This is a genomic window from Clostridium chauvoei (assembly GCF_002327185.1).
In the GTDB taxonomy this organism is placed as follows: Bacteria; Bacillota; Clostridia; order Clostridiales; family Clostridiaceae; genus Clostridium; species Clostridium chauvoei.
The window spans coordinates 1,972,635-1,996,826 of record NZ_CP018624.1 but is presented as its reverse complement, the minus strand read 5'-3'; the positions used below and the strand labels follow the sequence as shown (position 1 = coordinate 1,996,826).

The 24,192-nt window shown below is 27.3% G+C and carries 23 protein-coding genes; 18 read left to right on the top strand and 5 right to left on the bottom strand.

All coding sequences use genetic code 11. The annotated features are described in order from the left end of the window. The first annotated feature begins 14 nt into the window (after window positions 1–14). The 15 genes from BTM21_RS09405 (at window position 15) to BTM21_RS09335 (ending at window position 16,106) form a co-directional block, all read left to right on the top strand. Window positions 15–1,121, top strand: coding sequence for a glycosyltransferase family 4 protein (locus tag BTM21_RS09405; protein WP_079481143.1), 1,107 nt, complete (start codon window positions 15–17; stop codon window positions 1,119–1,121). Between the two features lie 2 nt (window positions 1,122–1,123). Continuing rightward, complete coding sequence (locus BTM21_RS09400) at window positions 1,124–2,209, top strand: polysialyltransferase family glycosyltransferase (RefSeq protein ID WP_021874942.1); 1,086 nt, start codon at window positions 1,124–1,126, stop codon at window positions 2,207–2,209. A gap of 21 nt (window positions 2,210–2,230) precedes the next feature. After that, window positions 2,231–3,628, top strand: coding sequence for an oligosaccharide flippase family protein (locus BTM21_RS09395; protein WP_341429552.1), 1,398 nt, complete (start codon window positions 2,231–2,233; stop codon window positions 3,626–3,628). A 23-nt stretch (window positions 3,629–3,651) separates the two neighbouring features. After that, the gene (locus BTM21_RS09390) at window positions 3,652–4,365 is read left to right on the top strand and encodes an acylneuraminate cytidylyltransferase family protein (protein WP_021874944.1); all 714 of its coding nucleotides are present in this window, start codon (window positions 3,652–3,654) and stop codon (window positions 4,363–4,365) included. A 1-nt stretch (window position 4,366) separates the two neighbouring features. Then, window positions 4,367–5,308, top strand: a complete 942-nt coding sequence (locus BTM21_RS09385; RefSeq protein ID WP_021874945.1) for a glycosyltransferase — start codon at window positions 4,367–4,369, stop codon at window positions 5,306–5,308. Window positions 5,309–5,345: 37 nt separating this feature from the next. Further along, the gene (locus BTM21_RS09380; protein ID WP_021874946.1) at window positions 5,346–6,401 is read left to right on the top strand and encodes a polysaccharide biosynthesis protein; all 1,056 of its coding nucleotides are present in this window, start codon (window positions 5,346–5,348) and stop codon (window positions 6,399–6,401) included. A gap of 63 nt (window positions 6,402–6,464) precedes the next feature. Then, entirely contained in the window at window positions 6,465–7,574 is a 1,110-nt protein-coding gene (locus BTM21_RS09375; protein WP_021874947.1) for a polysaccharide biosynthesis C-terminal domain-containing protein, read from the top strand. 20 nt (window positions 7,575–7,594) lie between these two features. After that, a complete protein-coding gene (gene wecB, locus BTM21_RS09370; RefSeq protein WP_079481144.1) occupies window positions 7,595–8,719 on the top strand; it encodes a non-hydrolyzing UDP-N-acetylglucosamine 2-epimerase in 1,125 nt (374 codons plus the stop codon). A 42-nt stretch (window positions 8,720–8,761) separates the two neighbouring features. Beyond that, complete coding sequence (locus BTM21_RS09365; RefSeq protein WP_079481145.1) at window positions 8,762–10,117, top strand: O-antigen ligase family protein; 1,356 nt, start codon at window positions 8,762–8,764, stop codon at window positions 10,115–10,117. A gap of 1 nt (window position 10,118) precedes the next feature. Next, a complete protein-coding gene (locus tag BTM21_RS09360) occupies window positions 10,119–11,228 on the top strand; it encodes a glycosyltransferase family 4 protein (RefSeq protein WP_021874950.1) in 1,110 nt (369 codons plus the stop codon). A 64-nt stretch (window positions 11,229–11,292) separates the two neighbouring features. Next, a complete protein-coding gene (locus tag BTM21_RS09355; protein WP_021874951.1) occupies window positions 11,293–12,288 on the top strand; it encodes a glycosyltransferase family 2 protein in 996 nt (331 codons plus the stop codon). Between the two features lie 66 nt (window positions 12,289–12,354). After that, the gene (locus tag BTM21_RS09350; protein ID WP_021874952.1) at window positions 12,355–12,906 is read left to right on the top strand and encodes a hypothetical protein; all 552 of its coding nucleotides are present in this window, start codon (window positions 12,355–12,357) and stop codon (window positions 12,904–12,906) included. Between the two features lie 51 nt (window positions 12,907–12,957). Then, window positions 12,958–13,785, top strand: coding sequence for a LicD family protein (locus tag BTM21_RS09345; protein WP_021874953.1), 828 nt, complete (start codon window positions 12,958–12,960; stop codon window positions 13,783–13,785). Between the two features lie 158 nt (window positions 13,786–13,943). Further along, a complete protein-coding gene (gene galU, locus BTM21_RS09340; protein WP_021874954.1) occupies window positions 13,944–14,813 on the top strand; it encodes a UTP--glucose-1-phosphate uridylyltransferase GalU in 870 nt (289 codons plus the stop codon). Between the two features lie 183 nt (window positions 14,814–14,996). Then, entirely contained in the window at window positions 14,997–16,106 is a 1,110-nt protein-coding gene (locus BTM21_RS09335; RefSeq protein ID WP_021874955.1) for an ABC transporter ATP-binding protein, read from the top strand. 102 nt (window positions 16,107–16,208) lie between these two features. On the opposite strand, the gene BTM21_RS09330 is transcribed toward BTM21_RS09335, so the two are convergent. From BTM21_RS09330 to BTM21_RS09310, 5 genes are all read right to left on the bottom strand, one after another. After that, window positions 16,209–17,147 (bottom strand): 5'-nucleotidase, lipoprotein e(P4) family, encoded by a 939-nt coding sequence (locus BTM21_RS09330; RefSeq protein WP_021874956.1) that lies wholly within the window; start codon window positions 17,145–17,147, stop codon window positions 16,209–16,211. A gap of 222 nt (window positions 17,148–17,369) precedes the next feature. Then, window positions 17,370–18,380: a tryptophan--tRNA ligase gene (gene trpS, locus BTM21_RS09325; RefSeq protein WP_021874957.1), complete on the bottom strand. Its 1,011-nt coding sequence runs from the start codon at window positions 18,378–18,380 to the stop codon at window positions 17,370–17,372. 137 nt (window positions 18,381–18,517) lie between these two features. Further along, complete coding sequence (locus BTM21_RS09320) at window positions 18,518–18,697, bottom strand: hypothetical protein (RefSeq protein WP_079481147.1); 180 nt, start codon at window positions 18,695–18,697, stop codon at window positions 18,518–18,520. A 125-nt stretch (window positions 18,698–18,822) separates the two neighbouring features. Then, on the bottom strand, window positions 18,823–18,978 hold the full coding sequence (locus BTM21_RS09315; protein ID WP_008677523.1) for a zinc-ribbon domain-containing protein: 156 nt from the start codon (window positions 18,976–18,978) through the stop codon (window positions 18,823–18,825). A gap of 203 nt (window positions 18,979–19,181) precedes the next feature. Beyond that, window positions 19,182–20,273 (bottom strand): endospore germination permease, encoded by a 1,092-nt coding sequence (locus BTM21_RS09310; RefSeq protein ID WP_021874959.1) that lies wholly within the window; start codon window positions 20,271–20,273, stop codon window positions 19,182–19,184. A 104-nt stretch (window positions 20,274–20,377) separates the two neighbouring features. Between BTM21_RS09310 and BTM21_RS09305 the strand changes: the two genes are divergently transcribed. From BTM21_RS09305 to BTM21_RS09295, 3 genes are all read left to right on the top strand, one after another. Then, entirely contained in the window at window positions 20,378–21,811 is a 1,434-nt protein-coding gene (locus BTM21_RS09305; protein ID WP_021874960.1) for a spore germination protein, read from the top strand. After that, complete coding sequence (locus BTM21_RS09300) at window positions 21,789–22,907, top strand: Ger(x)C family spore germination protein (RefSeq protein ID WP_079481148.1); 1,119 nt, start codon at window positions 21,789–21,791, stop codon at window positions 22,905–22,907. Before BTM21_RS09305 ends, BTM21_RS09300 begins: the two co-directional genes overlap by 23 nt. A gap of 132 nt (window positions 22,908–23,039) precedes the next feature. Then, window positions 23,040–24,188, top strand: coding sequence for an AlbA family DNA-binding domain-containing protein (locus BTM21_RS09295; RefSeq protein WP_021874962.1), 1,149 nt, complete (start codon window positions 23,040–23,042; stop codon window positions 24,186–24,188). Window positions 24,189–24,192: the final 4 nt, after the last annotated feature.

Below are 24,192 nucleotides of genomic sequence, written 5' to 3'. Positions count from 1 at the left end.
TGTAGGAGGAGCTTATGAAAATCTTAATGATAGGACCATTTCCAGGTCAAATTAGCGGAATGACTATAGCAAATAAAATGTTATATGAAGGGTTACTAAAAAATAATGATGTTACTTATATAAATACAGATACAGATAAAAAATTTGCAGATTTAAAATCACAAGGAAAAGTGAAAATAACAAAAATAATTGCAAGCTTTAAGCCAATTATAGAAGGTGTATCTAAAATAATTTTTGGGGGATTTGATGCCATATATATAACACCAGCCCAAAGTTATTTAGGTTTTATGAAATATACACCTTTTATTAAGGCAGCTATATCCAAGAAAAAGCCTTGTTATATTCATTTTCATGGTGGTTTTGTAAGACAAATGTACGATTCAGTAGATAAAGAGAAACAAGCTACACTTAAGAGATACTTTGAAATGTGTGATGGAGTAGTTGTTTTAGGGGAGTCTTTAAGAACTATGTTCCATGGAATTTTAGATGATAAAAAAGTTATAGTATGTGAAAATGGTGTTCAAGAAGAATACTTAATTTCAGAAAAACAGTTAGAAGATAAAATAAATTATTTCAAAGATAATAATGAAATAAGAGTTTTATATTTAAGTAATTTAATGAAAACTAAAGGAATATTAGAATTGTTAGAAGCTGGAAAAATATTAAAAGAAAAGAATATTCCTTTCCATATAGATCTAGCTGGAGCTATAGAAGAAGAGATAAAAGAAAGTTTAGATAAGTTATTAAAAGAATTAGATAATAATGTAACATATCATGGTTTAGTAAAGGGAGAGCAAAAGAAAGAACTTTTAAGAAATACAAACATTTTTTGCTTACCAACATACTATCCTAATGAAGGACAGCCAATTTCAATTTTAGAAGCTATGATATCAGGATCAGCAGTAGTTACTACTAATCAAGGTGGAATTTGTGATATATTTGAAGATAATATTAACGGAGTACTATGTAAAGTGGAAAAGGAAGATATTTCAGAATCAATTATAAAAGCAAATAAAGATTATGAAAAATTTGCAAGAAGTAATTACAAAATAGCTATGGATAACTATAGTTCAAAATCCTTTGTGACAAGAGTAGAGAACTTTTTAAAGAAAGGAAAATAATAATGAAATCTAATGTTTTTATTGCACATACTCCATACCATATATTACTTTCTTCTAGTGTAGCATTACAAAAAAATAAAAAAGAAAATATTTTAATTTTATTTAAGCATTTTAACTATAGAGAAGAAGAATACAAATGGTTAGATAAATATTTTTCACAAATATATATAATTCCAAGTAGCCAATTTGATGAGAGAGTATTAGCTAATGATGGAACAAAAATAAATGAAAGAAAGCTTACATTAGATAACTGTAAATTAATAAGGAATATTACAAATGATGTACTTAATAAAGGTGTTGAAGAAATATTTATATTTAATGATACTTTTATTATGGTGCAGATATTGGTAGATAGATTATCTAAAAATGGTGCAACTATATCAGCAATAGAAGATGGGGGAGCAGCATATGTAGATACAATTTTGCCAAAGAAAAAGTTAGAAGCAAAGGATTATTTACTTTTAAGGCCAGTTGCAATACCAGCAATGTATTTTAACTTTTATAACAAATATGAAGAAATAGCTGTTTATGGGACATCTAAAAAGGTGTCTAATTATTATGTTCTTTATCCTAAGTATGTAAGAGAAGAATTTAAATTTAAAAATATAATTCAAATAAAAAGGCAATATTTTAAAGAGGTAATAGATTCATCAACTAAGGATAAGAGTAATATAAACTATAGTTATATACTAACTTTAGAAACATATTCTGAAAAAGCCTACAATTCATATAAGGAAATTATAAAAAATTTAAGGGATGATAATAAAAAAATATATTTAAAGTATCATCCACGAGAAGAAAATTTTTATCTAAATGAGATGATAGATGAAAATATAAAAATATTACCGTCTAATAAAGCTTTAGAAGAAATTTTAGTTGGAAGTAAGGGGAATATAATAATAGGAAGTGGGTTAAGCACTATATATTTAACCGTACCTGTAATATCAGATAACAAATATTTTGCTATGTATAAGCTTATGAATATGAATGTTAATAAAAAATATATAGAAATACTAAAGGACTTAGGAGTAAAGATGCCAAATAGTATTTTAGAATTTACGGACGAATTAAACAAAATTAAGGTGTAAGGAGAAAAGTATGCTAAAAAAATATTAAATAAATTTACTGGAGATTCTCTGATTTCTGCAGCAACATGGTACACGGTAGGTACTTTTCTTTTAAAGGGAATTAACTTTTTTACAATGCCACTTTATACTAAATTATTAGGATTAGATACTGCGGATTATGGAATTACAGGTATTTATTCTACATATTTAGGTATAATTTCTATTTTTATAGGACTTGGAATTAATGGAACATTAGGAACAGCTAGGGCCAACTTACCAAGAGATGAGTATGATGGATATATATCAAGTACATTGTTTTTATCAACATTAAGCTTCTTTGGGGTTTTCCTTCTTACAATATTTTTTAGAAATCCAATATCAAAATTTACTGAATTAGCAGTACCATTAATAATATTAATGGTAATACAGGCATTTTTTGATTTTGTTGGAGGATTTAATTCAAGTAGATTAGTTTTTGAAAAAGACTATAAAAAATATTTATTAATTTCAGCTATATCAACTTTATTAAACATAGGAGTTTCAATAGTTATAATATTATCACTAAATAATGAAAAATATTTAGGAAGAATATACGCTGGTGTTATAGCAAGTGTCTTAATTGGAATAGTTGTTTATATAAATATGATGAGAAAAGGAAAGGTATTTATAAGTTTAAAACATTGGAAGTTCTGCTTGCCAATAGCTTTACCTCTTATAGTACATAACCTTTCACATATGATATTAACACAATCTGATAGAGTAATGCTTCAAAAATATACTACGGATTCTATAGTTGGATTATACAATATGTCTTATAACATTGGTATGATAGTAAATATAATATTAATGTCAATAAATAGTGCATGGGTAGCTTGGTATTTTGATGCGCAAAGAGATAAATTAGATAAAGAAATAAAAGAAAAAGCTAAAATATATATAATTGTATTTACAATTTTTACAGGATTATTTACTTTAGCTTCTCCAGAAATGATGAAGTTTTTAGCAAGTAAAGTTTTCTGGCCTGGTATAGGAATAATACCTATGGTTGTTTTAGCATATTATTTTGTATTTTTATATACATTTGGTGTAAATTACGAATTTTACAGAAAGAAAAGTACGTTAATATCTACAGGAACCATGTTAGCGGCTATAGTTAATATTGTAATTAACTTTTTATTAATTCCTAAAATAGGAGGACTAGGAGCTGCTATAGCAACAACTATTTCTTATGCATTATTATTTGTATTCCATGAGATAATAGTAAGACTTGTATTAAAGAGAAAGGATTTCCCATTCGTATATTACATATATGCATTAGCAGCTATTTTAGTAGTTATGATATTCCATTATGTATTTATAGATATGATGTTAGTTAGATGGGCTTTAATCATTATAATAATTGCAGGAGTATTAGTAAATCTTAAAAAGGTTATAAAATAATATATTTTTAGAGGTGTTATACAATGTACAGAGAAAAGAAATTTCTCGCAATTATCCCTGCTAGAAGCGGATCTAAAGGGATTAAAGATAAAAATATAATTGATTTAAATGGAAAACCATTAATTGCACATACAATAGAAAATGCAAAGAAAAGTAATATATTTACTGATATTATAGTATCTACAGATTCAGATGTATATGCAGATATTTCAAGAAGCTTTGGAGCTTGGGTTCCTTTTTTAAGGGAAGAGAATTTATCAAAGGATACCTCCTCAACAGAGGAAGTTTTATTAGATGTAATAAAAAGATTAAGAGAAATGGGTAAGGAATATGATTACTTTGTATTACTTCAACCAACATCTCCATTAAGAACTAATAAAGATATTATTAAAGCTGCAAATCTTATAATTGATGAGGAATTAAATTCAGTAGTAAGCGTATGTGAAATGGATCATTCACCTTTACTATCAAATACATTACCGAGTGATTTATCATTAAAAGATTTTATTAATAAGAATAATCTTAAAAGAAGACAAGAATTAGGCACATTTTATAGAATAAATGGTGCTATATATATATGTAGAGTAAAAAATTATGAAATTACAAAAAGTTTCTATGAAGATAAGAGCAAAGCGTATATAATGGATAGGGCGAGTTCAATTGATATAGATGAACCTGTGGATTTAATTGTAGCTAAAGCACTTATGAAGGATTGTGAAAAGTCTAAGGAGGATTAGGATGGATAAGGTAGATATATCTATTATAATGGGGGCTTATAATGAAGAAGAAAGATGGGTTAGAAAATGTATAGAATCTATATTAAATCAAACCTTTAAAAACTTTGAGTTTATTATAATACTAGACAATCCAAATAATATTGATTTAAAAAATTTAATTGAGGATTATGCAAAAAAGGATTCTAGAATTAGATTTTATATAAATGAAAAAAATTTAGGATTAGTAGATACTTTAAATAAAGGTATAGGCCTTGCAACAGGTAAGTATATTGCTAGAATGGATGCAGATGATATATCTGTAGAAACTAGATTAGAAAAGCAATTTAATTTTCTAGAAAAAAATAAAAATATTTCTATGATAGGTACTAATATAATTTGCATAAATGAGGAAGATAATATTATAGAAGAATCAACAGACATTGTAACTGATAAAGAGTTAATTAAAGAAATATCTAGATATAGAAATTGTATGGTACATCCATCAATGATGTTTAAAAGAGAGGATATAATAAAAATCGGAAACTATAGACATGTATTATATGCAGAAGATTATGATTTAGTTTCAAGATTTATAACCTCTGGATATAGTATTTCTAATATTAATGAAGTATTATTAAAATATAGAGTAAGAAAAACTAGTGTAACTAACACTAATAAGAAAAATCAAATATTATCATCTTTATATATTAGTGAAATGCATGAAATGAGATTAAGAGGAGAAGATGATAAGTTTTCTTTAGAAGAATTAAAGAGAAGAATAGAAAACGACAATACTAAACTTCATGCTTTAGCAGATAAACTTTATACAAGTGGAATGGATTTATATCCAAATGGAAACAGCTTATTAAGAAAATTATACTTTTTATCATCAGTAATATTAGATGAAAAGTATAAAAAAATATTTAATATAAATAAAAAAGCTAACAATTTGTTAAATAATTAAAGAAAAACATTAAGGGTAAAATACGGAGGCGAGTAATATGTTTAAAGATAAGGTTCTTTTAATTACTGGAGGTACAGGATCTTTTGGTCATACTGTTCTAAAGAGATTTATTGATACAGACATTAAAGAAATAAGAATATTTTCAAGAGATGAAAAAAAGCAAGATGATATGAGAACTTATATAAAAAGTGAAAAGGTTAAGTATTATATTGGAGATGTAAGAGATTTTGAAAGTATAAATCATGCTATGAGAGGTGTTGATTATGTATTCCATGCAGCAGCTTTAAAGCAAGTACCTTCATGTGAGTTCTATCCTATGGAAGCTATAAAAACAAATGTACAAGGATCAGATAATGTATTTAAAGCAGCAATAGAAAATAAGGTATCAAAGGTTATATTATTAAGTACAGATAAAGCTGTTTATCCTGTTAATGCAATGGGAATGTCAAAGGCTTTAGCTGAAAAAGTTATGATAGCAAGAGCAAGAGAAGCAGGAGAAAGTGGAGAAAATTCAACAGTATTCTGTGCTACTAGATATGGTAATGTTATGGCATCAAGAGGATCAGTTATTCCGCTATTTATAAAACAAATAAAAGAAGGTAAGGATTTAACAGTAACAGATCCTAATATGACTAGATACTTAATGTCATTAGAAGAATCAGTAGATCTAGTTTTATATGCTTACGAGCATGGAAGACAAGGAGATATATTTGTACAAAAAGCACCAGCATGTACAGTTCTAGAACTTGCAACAGCTGTAAAGGAAGTCTTTAATTCAAATGCAGGAATTAAGATTATAGGACCTAGACATGGAGAAAAATCTTATGAAACTTTATTAACTAAAGAAGAATTCGTTCAAGCGATTGATCACGGAAATTACTTCCAAATACCATCAGATAATAGAGATTTAAATTATGCTAAGTACGTAACAGAAGGTAATGAAAAGTTTAGAGCTGATGAAGAATATAATTCAGATAATACAAACAGAGTAAATGTAGAAGAAGTTAAGAGAATGCTTCTTAAATTACCATATATTCAATATGAATTAAATAATGGAGAAGCAGATAAAGCTAACTTAACAGAATTGGTATAGAGTAAAATATCTAAGGAGGATTTATTTCTCCTTAGCTTAAATATTATTACGGAGGCTTACAAAATGAAAGTTTTAATTACAGGAGCTAATGGGTTTATTGGTAAAAATCTAGTTTGCAAGTTAAAAGAAACAAGTAACCATGATTTAATATTAATAGATAAAGAAAATACAACAGAAGAATTAGTAAAAGGAGCTTTAGAAGCAGATTTTATTTTTCATTTAGCAGGAATAAATAGACCAAAAGATGATAAAGAATTTTTTGAAGGAAATTCTAATTTAACTACTATTTTAGTAGATGAATTAATTAAAGCTAATAAAACAACTCCGATATTAATTACTTCTTCAATACAAGCAGAACTAGATAATGCATACGGAAAGAGCAAAAAGTATGCAGAAGAAGCATTAGAAAAATATAATAAAGAAACAGGGGCAAATGTTCTTATATATAGATTACCAAATGTATTTGGTAAATGGTGCAGACCAAATTATAACTCAGCAGTTGCAACTTTCTGTCATAACATAGCAAGAGGAGAAGAAGTTTGGATTTCAGATCCTACTAAAGAAATGACGTTAGTTTATATAGATGATGTAATAAGATGCTTTGTTAACGAATTAGAAGAAAAAGAAAATAAGGGTTTACAATTTAAAGAAGTTGATGTAGTACATAAAGCGACTTTAGGTAAAATAGTAGACAGTTTAAATGCATTCAAAGCTATTAGAAAGACAAGTATTATTCCAAACTTTGCTGATGAATTTACAAAAGTACTTCATAGCACATACTTATCATATTTAGAAGAAGATAATTTTTCTTATACTTTAGATAAAAAAGTTGATAATAGAGGATGGCTTGCAGAATTAATTAAGTCAAAAGAATTTGGACAAATATTTATATCTAAAACTAAACCAGGAATAACAAGAGGAAACCATTATCACCATACTAAGGTTGAGAAATTCTTAGTTATTCAAGGAAATGCAGAAATAAAGTTTAGAAAAATTGATGAAGATAAAGTTATAACTTATACTGTAGATGGAGAAAATCCAACAGTTTTAGATATTCCAATAGGTTATACTCACTCAATTACTAATATAGGTAATGATGAAGTAATAACACTATTTTGGTCAAACGAAATATTTGATCAAAAAAAACCAGATACTTTCTTTTTAGAAGTATAGATGTATAGAGGAGGCACAAAATGCAAAAATTAAAACTAATGACCATAGTAGGTACAAGACCAGAAATAATAAGACTTTCAGAAGTAATTAAGTCTTGTGATAAATATTTTGATCATGTATTAGTTCATACAGGACAAAACTGGGACTACACTTTAAATGATATATTCTTTGAAGAATTAGGATTAAGAAAGCCAGATCATTTCTTAGGAGTAGTTGGAAATCATTTAGGAGAAACTATGGGTAATATAATAGCTGAAAGCTATAGAATTATTCAAGAAGTAAAGCCAGATGCAATATTAGTTTTAGGAGACACTAATAGTTGTTTAGCAGCAATTTCAGCTAAGAGACTTAAAGTGCCAATATTCCATATGGAAGCTGGAAATAGATGCTTTGATCAAAATGTTCCAGAAGAAATAAATAGAAAGATAGTTGATCATATAAGTGATATTAACTTAACATATACAGAACATAGTAGAAGATATCTTTTAAGTGAAGGCTTTAGAAAAGAACATATATATGTAACAGGTTCACCTATGAAAGAAGTTTTAAGTAAAAACATGGATAAAATACAAGCTTCAAATGTACTTGAAGAGTTAAATTTAGAATCAGGAAAATATATATTAGTAAGTGCTCATAGAGAAGAAAATATAGATAATGATGAAAACTTATTTGGATTAGTAGAAGCATTAAATACAGTTGCAGAACAATATAATATGCCAATAATATATTCAACTCATCCAAGAAGCTGGAAGAGAATTGAAGAAAAACAAATTAAGTTCCATCCATTAGTAAGACAATTAAAACCATTTGGATTTATGGCATATAATAAACTTCAAATGAATTCATTCTGTGTACTTTCAGATAGCGGAACTTTAAGTGAAGAATCAGCAATGCTTAATTTCCCAGGAATATTAATAAGAACTAGTACTGAAAGACCAGAAGTTCTTGATAAGGGATCTGTAATAGTTGGAGGAATTAAGAAAAATGATATACTTCAATCTATAGATTTAGCTAAAGCAATGCAAGAAAATAAAGAACCAGCATTATTAGCAATAGATTATCATGATGAAAATGTATCAGTTAAAGTTGTAAAGATAATACAAAGCTTTACTAAGATAATAAATAAAGTAACTTGGGGAAAATAATAAACAGAAGTTTACAGGATTATTAGAGGAGATTTATTGTAAATGGAGAAGATGAAGAAAATAGATTTTAATAAGATTCTAGCAAATGATGTAACACATTTAATTCTTTTCATAATTTTAAATGTGTATATTTGCTCTCCGGTTATGGCTACATCACTAAGATTTGTAATATTACTAACAATGTTGGTTTTTGCTATTTCAGATATAAGATTTATAGCTATTTTACTAGGTACTAGTAATTTTATTCCGGTAATGTGGGGGATTTCTCCCTTCCAAATAATTATGGTTACTTTAATGTTAAGTACCATATACACAGTTAAGTGGAAAATTAAAGATTCAATTATAGAAGTATGTAAAAAAAGAGAAATTATTATATGTGCAATATTATTAGTATGGCTTGCAATATGTTCAGTTGTTCATAAGTTTGACTTATCACTTATACAACCAGTATTAACAGCATTAATAACAATTATATTTATATATATATTAATTACTAATAATATAATTTCTGTAAAAAGATTTTTTGGTTATTATACATTAGGATTAGGACATTCATTAATATTAGGATATATGTCAATAAATAAGATGCTTGGATATAAAGTATATGGATATTTAAACAGATTAGCTTTTGTAAGAGGAGATGCTAATTCATTAGGTTTAATATATACATGCTTAGTAATTATGATTGCAGCATATTTACTATATAGGTTTAGAACTCAAACTTTATTAAAAAAAGAACTTATATTATTGATACCATTCTTAATTAGCTTAAACTATACTCTTAAAACAGCTTCAAGAGGAAGTTTAGTAGGAATAGCTGGTGGACTATTTATAATGTTATTTATATTTAGGGGAACAAAAATAAAGAGAAAAATAAACTTTACTAAGAAAAAGGTAATAATATTAAGCACAGTTATAGCTATAATGGCTGTTATCTTACTTGTTTTTGGTGGAACAATAAAGAATATAATTTTCCATAAATATTCAGTTATTTTTGAAAGATTATTTGATTTTGGTGGATCAATTAAAGAGGATGTAAGATTTATTCTGTATACTAATGCATTAAAATTTGGATTCCAAAATCCTATTTTTGGATATGGAATAGCTAACTTTAGAGAAAAAATGGAGTTTATGAACCATAGTGTATTCTTTGATTTCTTAACAGCTGGAGGCTTTATAGCATTAGGTTTATTCTTAACATTATTTGGAACAGTTATTAAGAGATTAGGAAGTTTTATAAAGAAGAATAATAATCCAATAGCATATTCTATACTTATGGGTACAGTTAGTGTATTAATATGTGGTACATTCTATTCAGCAACAGGAGATAAGACACTTTGGATTCCAATAGCATTAGCTATGTGTTTTTATAGTAGTTCAGAAAAGATTGAGGTATAGTATGAAAGATTTAGTTGTAGTTCATAACCTTATAAATTATTCTGGGGGTATCTTTACAGTTGTAAATAACTTAATAAAAAACCAAATTAGTGAAGGCATAAAAGTTTATGTATGCTACTATAGACATGAGGAATCTGAAAAAGCTATGAAGGAATTAGAAAAACTAGGTGTTACGTTAATTCCTGTAGAATGTGAAAATAGATATTCAGGATATTTTGCTATCTTTGGTCTTCCTGTTAAAAAGGTACTAAAGACAATTAAGAGTAAGCATCCAGATAAAAAAGTAATTATTCACGGTCATAGTGTAGCATCTATAGGACTGGTAAACTATATAAGAAGAATAAAGGCTCCAATAGTATGCACAATACATGCTAAATTTATACCAAATAGCAAATCCTTAGCATTAGGAAAACTTTCAGCAAAGGCTAGTAGAAATAAAAATATAACATTTGTTGGGGTAAGTAATGAAACTAGAGAGTATGCTATTAAAGAAGTAGAAATAGATCCGAAGCAAGTAATAACTATTTATAATGGTATAGAAAAAGTTACTGCTGAAAAAATAGCTACAGAAAAAACAGTTATAGGATTTGTTGGAGCTATAGTTAGACCAAAAGGATGGAATTATCTTTTAGAAGCTACAAAGAAGTTAAGAGAAGTAAGAGACGATTTTGAAGTTGTATTTGTAGGTGATGGAGAAGATGAGTCTACATTACATGAAAAAATAAAAGAATACAACTTAGAAGATACGGTAGTTTGCATGGGCGCTGTTAAGAGACCTGACATAAATGTTATGCCACGTTTTGATATATTAACATTACCATCAGAAAGTGAAGGATTACCTATGGTTATTCTTGAAGCTATTTCACAAGGGATCCCTGTAGTTGCATCTAATGTAGGAGGAATTCCAGAAGTTATAAAAGATAAAGAAAATGGGTTATTATTAAAAGATTTAAATTCAGAAGAGCTTTATAATAGTTTAAAGTATCTATTAGATAATAAACAACAATTAAAAACTATGGCAAAAAAAGCAGAAGAAAGCTTTGTTGGGAAATTTGACGGAAATAATATGGCTAAAGAGTATTTAAATTTATATGAGAGAGTTACAGAATAATTAGGTGGAGAGTGGATACATATCCACTCTCTATTTAAATTTTCATATCCAAGGAGGATATAAATTGAAAAAAATAACAGTCGTAGTTCCGGTTTATAATTGTGAAAAATATATAGAATCAACCTTAGAAAGCATCTGTAACCAAACAATATCTAATGACATAAAAATAATAGCTGTAAATGATGGCTCTAAAGATAATTCAAGAGATATTATAAAAGAAAAATTTAAGAATAGAGTTACCATTATAGACAAAGAAAATGGAGGGGTAAGCTCAGCTAGAAATGTGGCTATTGAAAATTGTGATACAGAATATATAGCTTTTGTAGACTCTGATGATTTAATAAAAAAAGATATGTTTGAAAAGCTATATAAGAATTTAAAGAATAATAATTCAGATGTTTCCATTTGTGGTTTTAGAAAATGCACAGAAGAAATGGAAACTATAGAAGAAGTTATTGTATCTAAGGAAGAATCTATTACAGGAAATGAAGCAGTCAAATTATTTTTAAAATACAAAACCAATGGATATGTATGGGGGAAACTATATAAAACTTCTATATTTAAAGATAATAACTTAAGATTTACAGATCAATTATATGAAGATTCTATTTTTATATATAAATTATATAAACTTTGCAATAAAATATCTTTCGTGAAGGAAAGTTTATATGATTATATACAAAGACCAGGATCATTAACAAAAATAAATAGACCAGAAGCTTCTTTGGATTTACTTAAAAATGTAGAGTATATACATAAAGATATAGATAATGAATTTTCAGAAGCAGAAAAAATATATATGCTAATAACATTAAGTGAAAGTTATTCACATTATTGTTATAATAAGATTTACTCTAAAAAACATAATACCAAGTTAATGGGATATGGAGATTTTTTAGAAAAGATTAAAAAATATAAAAGCAAAATAACAATACCATTTATACTTTTTAATAAAGATTTAAGTTTAATGTCTAAAGTAAGATATATGCTTTTTAAATTAAATTTGCTTTATTTAGTTTATGCTACCTTATTTAGAAATAAATTTGAGGAAAAAGTTTAATTTAAGATTATTGAAAATGAAATATTAGCATGATATATTAGCATTAGTGGTCAAGGAGGAAGAAATATGAATAGAAAAAGTTTTAAAGGACTTATCCTACTTTTATTAGTATTAATAACATCTTTTACTTTTATACAATATAAGATGGTAGTTCGTAAAAAGTTAAAAAATATGGATAAGGATAGACAAATACAAGTAGTAGGAAATGTAACAGCAGAAGAAAAAGAAAAGTGTTTTGAGATAGGTAATAAAATAGTTAAGTGTTTATATACAGATCTTAGCTATAAAGATGTAACAGAAGATAGAATAAATGAATTTGTAAATATGTTAGATGAAGAAGGTATAAAGTATTTAGGAATTAATCCTGAAACTTTTGCAAAAGAAACAGTAGAAAAAATAAAAAATGAAGAAATAGAAATAAAATTAAAAGAAACAAATAACCTAAGAATAGAGATAGATGATAAAGGATTAAGATTCTCATTCTGGGTTGAATATAAACAAAAAGATAATGTTAAGGGAAATAGAAAAGACTATATAAATGCATATAAGTTAAGATTTGATAAAGACTTTAAGATTAAAGAACCATTTATAAAAGATATTACTGAAGACGATATGTAAATATAAAAACTTATAGGATTTTAAAAAGCATAAGACTTAGGGGGATTGGGTATGAAAAAGGCTAATATAAGGGAATCACAATTAAGAATGCTTGATATATTAATAGAAATAGATAGAGTATGTAAAAAACACAATATAAAGTATTGGTTAGAGTCAGGAACTTTATTAGGAGCATTGAGACATGGAGGGTTTATTCCATGGGATGATGATTTAGATGTTGGTATGTTAAGAGAAGATTATATAAAGTTTTTAGAAATAGTTGAAGATGAGTTAGGTGAAGGATATGCATGTCAAACACCTAAAACAGATAAGCTAACTCAAAATGCATTTACTAAAATTAGAGATCTTAATAGTGAAATAAAATCTGTAAATAACTACGGTGAATTTAGAGGATTATTTGTAGATGTATTCCCATATGATAGTTATACACCTAGGAATGAGAAGATGCAAAAGAAAAACACTTTCATAATATTAACTAAGTGGTTTAGTGATTTAACATTTAAGAAACCCTTTATAAAAAATATTTCTAAAAATACAATAATAGCTTTGTGTAAAGTAAACAAAATAGTATATAAGTTTATTTCATACACAAAGGTAATAGAAAAAATGTATTATCAAGGTTTTGAAGTAGATAGAGAAGAAACTGGAAAAATAATGTATGGAATAGAAGTTTTTGATAAAAAAGTTTTAGATTATAATGATGTTATGCCACTAAAAACAGGAAAATTTGAAGGTATAGAATTCCCTATACCAAATAATTCTGAAAGAGTTCTTGAGGTATTCTACGGAAATTGGAATGAACTTCCACCAGAGGATAAAAGAATACCATCACATAGTGATGATATTTATATAGAGGAAAAAAAGGCAGTCTCAAATTAGACTAGCCTTTTTTTAAGAAATTATAAAGAAATTAGAGAAAATACTAATTTGCTATTACAAAATATGTAAAATAATATTGAAAAATATATTGTTTATGTTAATATGGTAATATAGTTTATATTATGTAAAAACTACATTTTGAATGCGAGGGATAAGTAATGAAAGTAAAAAAAGCCATTATACCTGCGGCTGGATTAGGAACAAGATTTTTACCAGCAACTAAGGCGCAACCAAAAGAAATGCTTCCAATAGTTGATAAACCAACTATACAATATATAATAGAAGAAGCAATAGAATCTGGGATAGAAGAAATCCTTATCATTACAGGAAGAAATAAAAAATGTATAGAAGACCATTTTGATAAATCTGTAGAATTAGAAATGGAACTAGCTAAAAATCATAAAGAAGAATTATTAGAACTAGTTAGAGATATATCAGACATGGTAGATATACATTATATAAGACAAAAGGAACCAAGAGGATTAGGTCATGCAATTTATTGTGCTAAAGCCTTTGTAGGGGATGAGCCTTTTGCAGTATTACTTGGAGATGATGTTGTAGATTCACAAAAACCATGTTTAAAGCAATTAATGGATTGTTATAGCGAATATAAAACATCAATATTAGGAGTTCAAACAGTAAATCCTGAAGATGTTAATAAGTATGGAATAGTTAATGGTATTCATATAGAAGACAGAGTATATAAAGTTAAAGACTTAGTTGAAAAACCAGCTATAGAAGAAGCACCAAGTAATGTAGCTATTTTAGGTAGATATATAATAACTCCTAAAATATTTGAAATATTAGAAAGTACTAAGCCTGGTAAAGGAAATGAAATTCAATTAACAGATGCTTTAAAAACTTTAATTGAAAATGAAGCTATGTATGCATATAACTTTGAAGGAAGAAGATACGATGTTGGAGACAAGTTAGGTTTCTTACAAGCAACAGTTGAATATGCATTAAAGAGAGAAGAATTAAGAGAACCATTTATAGAGTATTTAAACTCAAAACCATGGGAAAGATAAATTAAAGGGAAGCTTTAGGGCTTCCTTTTTGTTTTATAACTTATATACATTTTGCACAAATAAGTGCAAAGGTTTTTGTGAATAATGTGAATAGACTGAAAAATAGAAAAGGGTTACAATAAAGACAGTTAGAAGTTATGAACTTTAATCTTAATAAAGAGGGAAATTTGAGGGGGAAGAAAAATGGCAAATTTATCATTAAAGAACATTTATAAAATATATCCAGGAGATGTTACAGCAGTTAAGGATTTTAACTTAGAAATAGAAGATAAAGAATTTATAGTTTTTGTAGGACCATCAGGTTGTGGTAAATCAACAACTTTAAGAATGATTGCTGGATTAGAAGAGATATCAAAAGGTGAATTATATATAGATAATAAATTAGTAAATGATGTACCACCAACAGATAGAGATATAGCAATGGTTTTCCAAAACTATGCATTATACCCACATATGACAGTATATGAAAATATGTCATTTGGATTAAAACTTAGAAAAATGCCAAAGGCAGAAATAGATGTTAAAGTTAGAGAAGCGGCTAGAATACTTGATATAGAACATTTATTAGATAGAAAACCAAAGGCTTTATCAGGAGGTCAAAGACAAAGAGTTGCTTTAGGAAGAGCTATAGTTAGAGAACCTAAAGTATTCTTAATGGATGAGCCTTTATCAAACCTTGATGCTAAGCTAAGAGTTCAAATGAGAACAGAAATAGCTAAACTTCATCAAAAGTTACAAACTACATTTATATATGTAACACATGACCAAACAGAAGCTATGACAATGGGTACAAGAATTGTTGTTATGAAGAATGGGGTTGTTCAACAAGTAGCGAGTCCACAAGAAATATATGCTAATCCAGTTAATATGTTTGTTGCAGGATTTATAGGAAGTCCTCAAATGAACTTTATGGATGCAACTGTAATTGAAAAGGATGGAAAGTTATCATTAAACTTTGGAGATGAATCCATAGAACTTCCAGAAGATAAGGCTAAAATAGTTAAAGCTAAAGGATATGTTGGAAAGACTGTAGTATTAGGAATAAGACCAGAAGATATGTATGATGATAAAGAATATATAACAGCAAATCCAAATGGTGTATTTGAAGCTAAAGTTGAAGTTACAGAACTTATGGGTGCAGAAAGTTATATCTATATAACTAAAGATGGCACTTCAATGACAGTTAGAGTAAATGGAAGCACAGCATTACAAACAGATCAAACAGCTAAGTTTGCAATGGATACTAAGGCTATTCATATTTTTGATAAGGAAAATGAACTTGCAATTTTATAAAATTTTTTCATAAAAAAGTAAAGAGGCTCAAAACCTCTTTACTTTTTTATGTCTTTAAATCAAATATCATTACTACAAATACTACTTTTATATAAAACCAGTTTAATTTACAGGTTTATACCATTTTTCATATTTATCAGTATTTGTATAACTATAATTATCTAAGACTTCTTTAATAGCTTTAACTTTTTCAGCTTCAGTTAAATCTTTTTTGTTATCCCATACTGATCCAACGTAGTTTCCATAAGTTGAATTTGGTAGTACTATCCATTTATCTCCCCAAAGATCTTTATATTTAGGATCAGAAGCAAGTTCATTTCTATTTACTGTACCTAATTCTCTTGCAAAATCTTCTGTGAAGTCACCAATATTATCTCCTAAATACATAACAACTTCATAATCCTTAAGAATATTTTCTCTTCTTTCTGTTTTATCTGAAGAGCCATTTTCGTTACAAACTTGAACGTGTTCTTTATCGGCATTAGGGAAACCTAAATGCTCAAGTTGAGCTACTGATAAATCAAGCTGATTATGTTCTCTATTAGTAACATAGAATGTTTCTATGCCATTTTTAGCTGCATAGTTCATAAATTCAACAGCACCTGGTAGTGCAACATTTGAAGTAGAAGCAATTGAATCATAGTAACCATCCCAAGGACCATTGTCCCATTTTTCATCCTGCATTACTATTCCAGCAATATAATTACAGTCTGAAGCTAACGTATCATCAATATCTGAAATTATAGCAAGTGGTTTTTTATACATACCAGCTTCTCTTTCAGCAATTCTTTTATCAAGCTGTAAGGTTGCAAGCTTAAATGCTTGATATTGTAAACCTTTAACTTCGGCTGATAATTGATAAAGAATACCATTTATATAAGATTCTTTTCTCCAATCATTTGTAACAGAACCTTCATTATTTGTAATTTCTTCTTTTTCGTCACTTGGTTTTGTACTACATCCTATTCCAAATGTACTAAAAGATATTATTAAAAAAGTTGCAAGTAAAAATTTAAAGCCATGTCCATATTTTTTTAACATAATAATCCCCCATACTAAATATTTTAAAATATTATCTATTTTTTATAAGTAAAACAAGTAGTAATTGTAATTAAGAATAAATGATTGGAACTAATTTAAAGATACTCCTTTTTACATAAAATGTCAATGATTCCATTTGATTCATTAAGAATAGGGGAGAGGTACTTTAGGATAAAAAATAAAGAAGCTAAACTTTTAATTTAGCCTCTTAAAATAATAATATTATCTAGGAATAAATCCTATCTTTTTTTGCATCTTTCTAAGAATCTTATTTGCGTTATAAGAAGCTTTTTCAGCTCCTAATTTATAGATTTCTTCTAAGTATTTCTTGTCTGTAAGAATATCTTTTACTTTATTTTGAACAGGTTCTAGCTCAGCAATTATAGCTTCAGCAACATCATTCTTTAAATCAGCGTAGCCTTTTCCTTTATAATATTCAACAAGCTCTTCAGGAGTAGAACCTTTAGTAGCACATAAAATATTAATAAGATTTTTAACGCCTGGTTGTTCATCACAATAGTTAACGATTCCTATACTATCAGTAACAGCTCTAGAAACCTTCTTTCTAATAACCTCAGGAGGATCCATAATTAAAATATATGAATTTGGATTCTCATCAGATTTAGACATTTTCTTAGAAGGATCTTGAAGACTCATAACCTTAGCCCCTAGCTTTGGAATATAAGGCTCAGGGATTTTAAATGTAGGACTATAAGTATTATTAAATCTACTAGCAATATCACGAGCAAGCTCTAAATGTTGTTTTTGATCTTGACCTACAGGTACTAAGTCTGTGTTATATAAAAGTATGTCAGCTGCCATTAAAACTGGATAGTTAAATAGTCCAGCTCCAATAGAGTCACCGTATTTTTTAGATTTATCTTTATATTGTGTCATTCTACCAAGTTCACCCATATAAGTGTTACAAGTTAAAAGCCAAGAACATTCACTATGAGCTGGTACATGAGATTGTATAAATAAAGTGTTCTTTTCAGGAACAATTCCTGAAGCAATATATATTGCAAGAAGTTCTAAAGTTCTTCTTCTTAAATCCTTAGGTTCTTGTTTAACAGTAATTGCATGTAAATCAACTACACAAAAATAGCAATCAAATTCATCTTGAAGAGAAACCCAATTTTTAATAGCTCCTAAGTAATTTCCTAAAGTTAAATCTCCAGATGGTTGTATACCACTAAAGATAACCTTTTTCTTTTCAGATGTATTATTTTCCATATAAAAGTACTCCTTTCACGCTGCACTTTACGTAATAATTTAATTATAGAATTTCCAAATTTTTATGTCAACTAAAAAGACACATATAAAATAAGGTATGAGATTAGCTATAATCTAGATTCTCATACCTTAAAATGTTATAGATTATGTTTAATTTTACCTTTATGAAAACTATTGCTATCTACAAAAATATCAATTAATACAAATAGAAAGGAAAGTAATATTATTATGTTTAGTGCTGTAGTAGTAAATGTAAATAATAAACCCATTAAAAGAGTTAATACTATTACTGTTAGTAACCATTTTGAGAAGTTCATATTAACCTCCTGTAAGTAAAATTATCATTTGTAAGTTAGCTATAATTAGTATTCTCATTTATGTATAAATTATTCAAAAAAGAAAAAAGGTTAATCAAATTAATGATTAACCTTTAAAACAGAAACTATCTTCTGTTGTTTTGTGCTTTTCTAGCTCTTCTGCAATCGATGCATCTTACTGGTTCGTTATCGAATCCTTTTTCTTTGTAGAATTCTTGTTCTCCAACTGTGAATACGAATTCCTTACCGCAATCTTTACAAATTATTTTCTTATCTTCCATTTTAAAATCCTCCTTAAAATTCATAGGGTACAATCTTGATAACTTTGAGACCTTAGAACCTTTTGAATTTCAAGGGTAAAGGTGAAATTATCTTAGACTCGTGCCTATTATTTAAAATCAAATTAATTATAACATATTTATAGAAAAATGCAATCCTTTACTTAATATTTGGAGTAAAATTATTATTATTCAAAATATTAAATTTATTTACTGCTTTTAATTTTACATTTACTTTTAAAGCGTAGGTAATAAATAGTAAATACTATAAGTGGAATTACAAAAAATCCTATTAAGTTTATTACTTGATAGTAGTTTAAAAGTTCAAATAATATAAAGTTACTTCTACCTATAAAGCTTGCAAATACAAACATTAAAAAGGTATAAATTATTATAAATAATTTTTTGTTAGAGAAAAATTTGCTATATATTAGAAGTATTCCATAAGTAGCTAAAAGATATTTAAGAAAAAATCCTACAACAGTTTGAAATAGGAAAAATAATTCTCCAAATTCTAAAAAACCACCTATTTGAATTCTTTGACCTAAAACAAATTCAGGATAAAATATATTACCTGATCTAAGGGGACCAAAGCAGGTTATAATTCCTAATATTGAAACTACTATAATAATAGAAGTAATAGAACTAGCATAGAAGCTATGAGTTTTAACATGTTCTCTTTTAATCATGTAATTCATAAATGGAATTGCTACAGCAAAAGAACTCAAAGAACCTAGCATCAGAGCTATAGTTATAAAGAAATCTTTATTTAAGCCATTTCCAAGTACAGGTAAAACATAATCCATATTTTTATAACCTTGAGTTAGTAGTATAAATGTAATAGAATTTACAACTAAAAATCCAACACTTACTAAAGTAAATATAATAATAGTTCTTATATTTTTATTAAGCAAAAATATAGATGGCAACAAAAAGAATATTAGTGCATACCATACAGGAGTTTCTATAAAAAATGTTGAATGAAGAGCATTGGCTTCTACAGAAGCAGACTCTAAAGCTGATAAAAATAAATTTATAGCAAAAATAAATAATAGTATATTACCTAAAAACTTAGATACAGATGAGGTAAAAATCAAATTAATATCAAATGTATTAGTGCTTTTGCAAATTCCTGTTATGTAATAAACATAAGCCATAAATACTAAAGAAGCTATTAATGCACATAGCCAAGCATCTCTACCTCCTATATTTATAAATAATGATGGATAAGTCTTTATAGAAATAAAGGTAACTCCAATTATAAATAATACAAAATGTTTACTAGAAAGTTTATTCATTCTCCCACCTCTGATTATAATTATTAATTCCTTTAAAGGTAGTATTAGCAAAAGATGTGAATATTAAACCTAAAAGTTAGAGATAATATGTTTAGGTGATGATTATGAATAATTTAGATTATGTTAAAGAGAAACTTAAAAACTCTTTTGATGTCAAGTACAGAAGTATTCAAACTGTATTAGGCAAAGCAACCATAGTATTTATAGATGACTTATGCAATTCAGAATTAATAAGTGACAACGTAGTTTTTCCACTTAGAGGCTTTGGAGAAATTAAACCTAGTAATGGGAAGATTACAACATTACAACAAGTCATAGATAATGTATTAAATATAAATGCAGCAGGTATAGCTAAAGACAAAGATGATGCAATTACACATGTGCTATCAGGAGACCCTATAGTTATATTTGATGAATTTGATGAAATTATCTATGTAGAAGCAAAAGGATTTCCAGTAAGAGGAGTAGGAACCCCTGAAACTGAATCAGTATTAAAGGGACCAAGAGAAGGCTTTAATGAATTAATAGTAAATAACGTAGCTCTTATTAGAAGAAGAATAAAAAATCCTAATTTAAAATTTGAAGCTATTATAGTTGGCGAAAAATCACAAACAGCAGTGGCTGTAAGCTATATAGATGGTGTAGCTCCAAAGGAACTAATAAATGAAATAAAAGAAAAAGTGAAAAATCTAGATATAAGATTTATATTAGATACTAACTATATCGAAGATGCATTAAAGAGGCAAAAAAGCTTTTTTGATACAGTAGGTTATACAGAAAAACCAGATGAAGTAGCAGCAAAACTTTTAGAAGGTAGAGTTGCAGTAATAGTTGACGGTACACCATTTGTACTTACAGTTCCATATTTCTTTTTAGAAAATTTTCAAATGCCAGATGACTATTATGTAAATAGGTATTATACAAATTTTAATCGTATATTAAGATGGATGGCGTTTTTTGTAGCAGCATTATTACCAGGGTTATATGTAGCATTAATAACTTATCATTTTTCAATGATACCATCATTATTTATGTTTAGGCTTGCAGTATCTAGGGCAGGAGTACCATTTCCAACCTTTGTAGAAGTTATACTTATGATGCTAGCCTTTCAATTTATAAAAGAAGCTGGACTTAGGTTGCCACAGCCTATAGGTGGAGCCATGAGTATAGTTTCAGCGCTTATATTAGGTGATGCAGTAGTAGGTGCAGGTATAGCATCAAGAATTACTATAATAGTAGTGGCTTTAAGTACTCTTAGTTACTTCTTAATACCTAAGTTATATGGAGCAGTATCTTTTTGGGCAATAATTTTAGTTGTATTTTCAGCTTTATTTGGTATTCCAGGATTCTTATGTGGAGCATTGTTATTATTAATGCAATTATCAGAATTAGAAACAGTAGGATATCCATTTTTATTCCCAATAGGAAGTGTAAATGAGTATAAATTTAAAGATGTTGTATTAAGAGGAGAGTTAAGTAGAATATCTCAAAATATAATAAAGAGAGGTAAGGCGGATGAAAGTAAAGAAAATAAGTAAATGTATTATAATACTTTTAATTCCATTACTTCTTGGAGGTTGTTTTAGTTATCAAGATATAAATAAGGTTACATTTTCAACAAGTATTATTTTTGATACAGATGATTTTGGAAATGCAGTAGTATATTTAGACTGTATAAAGCCTTATAGAAGTACAAATGAAAGCTCAGATAAAGGAAGACGTATAATTTATAAAGGTATAGGAAAAACAGCTTTAGAAGCTTTAAAAGATATTAATTTAGCATCAAGCTTTGAATTAAATTATAGTCAAAATAGAGCATATATATTTACAGAAAAAGCAGCAAGAAGTGGAATTAGAAATTATCTTGATTTAATAAATAATAATCAAGAGTTTCAAATAAAACCAAGTGTATTTGTTTATTTTGGTGATGTTGAGGATTTGTTAAAGGTAACATCTAGCGATGAAGAATATTTAGGGCTATATCTAGAGGATTTAGTAAGTAAAAATAGAAAAAATCCTAGAGCAATGCAAATAAATATAAATGATTATTTAAGTACATCATTAATGGCAAATAACACTAATGTAACTGGAGCTATTGAAATAAAAGAAGATGCATTAGACAAAAAAATAGAAATATCAGGAGGATGTGTCTTTAAAGATGATGTTTTAGTAGAAAGAATAGAATTAAAAGATGCTTTAAGTTATAATCTTTTAACTGATAATGTAAGAGGTGGAACGTTAGAAATGTCAAATCCTCAATCACCAGAAGATTTTATAACTCTAGAAATATTACAAAGCAAAACTAGAAGCGACTTAAAGTATGATGGTAATAAGATAAATTTAGTAAAAAATATTGAAATGAAAGTATCATTAGGAGAAGCGCAAGGAAAACTAAGGGTAGATAATGAATTATTAAATTACATAAAAGCAAAGAAGGAAGAAGAAATAAAAAGACACTTAGATTATATATTTAAAAAATATCAAAAGAAGGATTTAGATGTATTTTACATAGAAAGGTTGCTAGAAATAAATTACCCTAAAGAAAAAATAGAAGATCCTATGAAAATAACAGATTTAGAAATTCATGTACAATTAACTATAGATGGAACAGAAATAGTTAGAGATAGTTTATAATTATAAAATAGTAGTAATTTATAATCTTAAAGAAAGATATAGATTACTACTTATTTTATTGTAGGGTCAATGAATCACTAATAAAATAAATAAACATATTATAATATTATAGGGGTGTAAGAGGTGGTAAGGATGGATAAAAAGAAAATAATATCCATTATAAGCAAAGAAGAAGGAACAAAGTTAGATTTTAAACTAAAATTATCTTTAAACTGTGAGAGTGGTAAAAAAGAATTAGCAAAAGATATATGTGCTATAGCTAACTCAAACGGGGGGAGAGGATATATAGTTGTTGGTGTACAAGATAAAACGAAGAAAATAGTTGGAATTAAGAAAGCGGATTTATTTTCAGAAGAACAAGTACAACAAATAATATCATCACGCTGTGAACCGCCAATTCCAATATCAGTAGATAGGTATAATATAGAAGAAAAAGAAATTTGTATAATAACAATATATGATGGAGACCAAAAACCTTATCAAATCAGAGAAACAGGATCCTTTTATATAAGAAGGGGTTCTACTACAGATACAATGAGAAAACAGGAACTTGTAGCAGCCTTTGAAGAAAGTCTTGATTTTTCAATTGAGACATGCCCTATGATTAAAAGTAATATAGAATTTTTAAATATGGATATAGTTAGTAAATATTTTGAAAATAAAGGAATATATATAAATAAGGACAATAAAAAGTTCCTTTTAGAAAGTGCAGGTATAACTTATATTGATAAGGAGAGTGGTGAAGAAAAATGTACTATAGGAGGTCTTTTAGTATTTTCTGATAACAATAGTATCTGTATCCCTCAAAATATGATTAGGATAATAGATAAAATAAACAAAGATACACTTTCGGTAAACGTTATCCAAGGTAATCTTTTGGATATGATAGACAAGTCAGAAAAATTATTAGAAGAGATACTTCCTAGTAAATACCCAGTAGAGGCAGTAGTAGAGGGCATAAAAAATGCAGTATTATATAGAGAATACTCATCTATAAACAAAATTATAGAAGTTGTTATTTCATATAATAGTATATTAATTATTAGCCCAGGTCAAATGATAGAAGAAAATATAAGGGGACAAAAAATTAATTATAATAAGAGAAATATGTGGATTTACGAAAAGCTTATGACCTTAGATAACAACAAACGACTTTTGAATAATGGAAAAGGATTTACAAGAATGAGGAATGCCTTTAAAGGAAAAGGTAAAGTTAAATTTATTAATTCTAAAGCTGATGATTCATTCAAAGTAATATTACCAGGAATAAAGTTTTATTGAAAAG

What these genes read in the sequence shown, in the direction of transcription:
- wecB (WP_079481144.1), top strand. Translation starts at nt 7,595, where the DNA reads ATGCAAAAATTAAAACTAATGACCATAGTAGGTACAAGACCAGAAATA.
- BTM21_RS09320 (WP_079481147.1), bottom strand. Translation starts at nt 18,697, where the DNA reads ATGAACTTCTCAAAATGGTTACTAACAGTAATAGTATTAACTCTTTTA.
- BTM21_RS09305 (WP_021874960.1), top strand. Translation starts at nt 20,378, where the DNA reads ATGAATAATTTAGATTATGTTAAAGAGAAACTTAAAAACTCTTTTGAT.
- BTM21_RS09315 (WP_008677523.1), bottom strand. Translation starts at nt 18,978, where the DNA reads ATGGAAGATAAGAAAATAATTTGTAAAGATTGCGGTAAGGAATTCGTA.
- BTM21_RS09360 (WP_021874950.1), top strand. Translation starts at nt 10,119, where the DNA reads ATGAAAGATTTAGTTGTAGTTCATAACCTTATAAATTATTCTGGGGGT.
- BTM21_RS09385 (WP_021874945.1), top strand. Translation starts at nt 4,367, where the DNA reads ATGGATAAGGTAGATATATCTATTATAATGGGGGCTTATAATGAAGAA.
- BTM21_RS09345 (WP_021874953.1), top strand. Translation starts at nt 12,958, where the DNA reads ATGAAAAAGGCTAATATAAGGGAATCACAATTAAGAATGCTTGATATA.
- BTM21_RS09365 (WP_079481145.1), top strand. Translation starts at nt 8,762, where the DNA reads ATGGAGAAGATGAAGAAAATAGATTTTAATAAGATTCTAGCAAATGAT.
- BTM21_RS09405 (WP_079481143.1), top strand. Translation starts at nt 15, where the DNA reads ATGAAAATCTTAATGATAGGACCATTTCCAGGTCAAATTAGCGGAATG.
- BTM21_RS09295 (WP_021874962.1), top strand. Translation starts at nt 23,040, where the DNA reads ATGGATAAAAAGAAAATAATATCCATTATAAGCAAAGAAGAAGGAACA.
- BTM21_RS09300 (WP_079481148.1), top strand. Translation starts at nt 21,789, where the DNA reads ATGAAAGTAAAGAAAATAAGTAAATGTATTATAATACTTTTAATTCCA.
- BTM21_RS09400 (WP_021874942.1), top strand. Translation starts at nt 1,124, where the DNA reads ATGAAATCTAATGTTTTTATTGCACATACTCCATACCATATATTACTT.
- BTM21_RS09310 (WP_021874959.1), bottom strand. Translation starts at nt 20,273, where the DNA reads ATGAATAAACTTTCTAGTAAACATTTTGTATTATTTATAATTGGAGTT.
- galU (WP_021874954.1), top strand. Translation starts at nt 13,944, where the DNA reads ATGAAAGTAAAAAAAGCCATTATACCTGCGGCTGGATTAGGAACAAGA.
- BTM21_RS09375 (WP_021874947.1), top strand. Translation starts at nt 6,465, where the DNA reads ATGAAAGTTTTAATTACAGGAGCTAATGGGTTTATTGGTAAAAATCTA.
- BTM21_RS09380 (WP_021874946.1), top strand. Translation starts at nt 5,346, where the DNA reads ATGTTTAAAGATAAGGTTCTTTTAATTACTGGAGGTACAGGATCTTTT.
- BTM21_RS09330 (WP_021874956.1), bottom strand. Translation starts at nt 17,147, where the DNA reads ATGTTAAAAAAATATGGACATGGCTTTAAATTTTTACTTGCAACTTTT.
- trpS (WP_021874957.1), bottom strand. Translation starts at nt 18,380, where the DNA reads ATGGAAAATAATACATCTGAAAAGAAAAAGGTTATCTTTAGTGGTATA.
- BTM21_RS09335 (WP_021874955.1), top strand. Translation starts at nt 14,997, where the DNA reads ATGGCAAATTTATCATTAAAGAACATTTATAAAATATATCCAGGAGAT.
- BTM21_RS09350 (WP_021874952.1), top strand. Translation starts at nt 12,355, where the DNA reads ATGAATAGAAAAAGTTTTAAAGGACTTATCCTACTTTTATTAGTATTA.
- BTM21_RS09390 (WP_021874944.1), top strand. Translation starts at nt 3,652, where the DNA reads ATGTACAGAGAAAAGAAATTTCTCGCAATTATCCCTGCTAGAAGCGGA.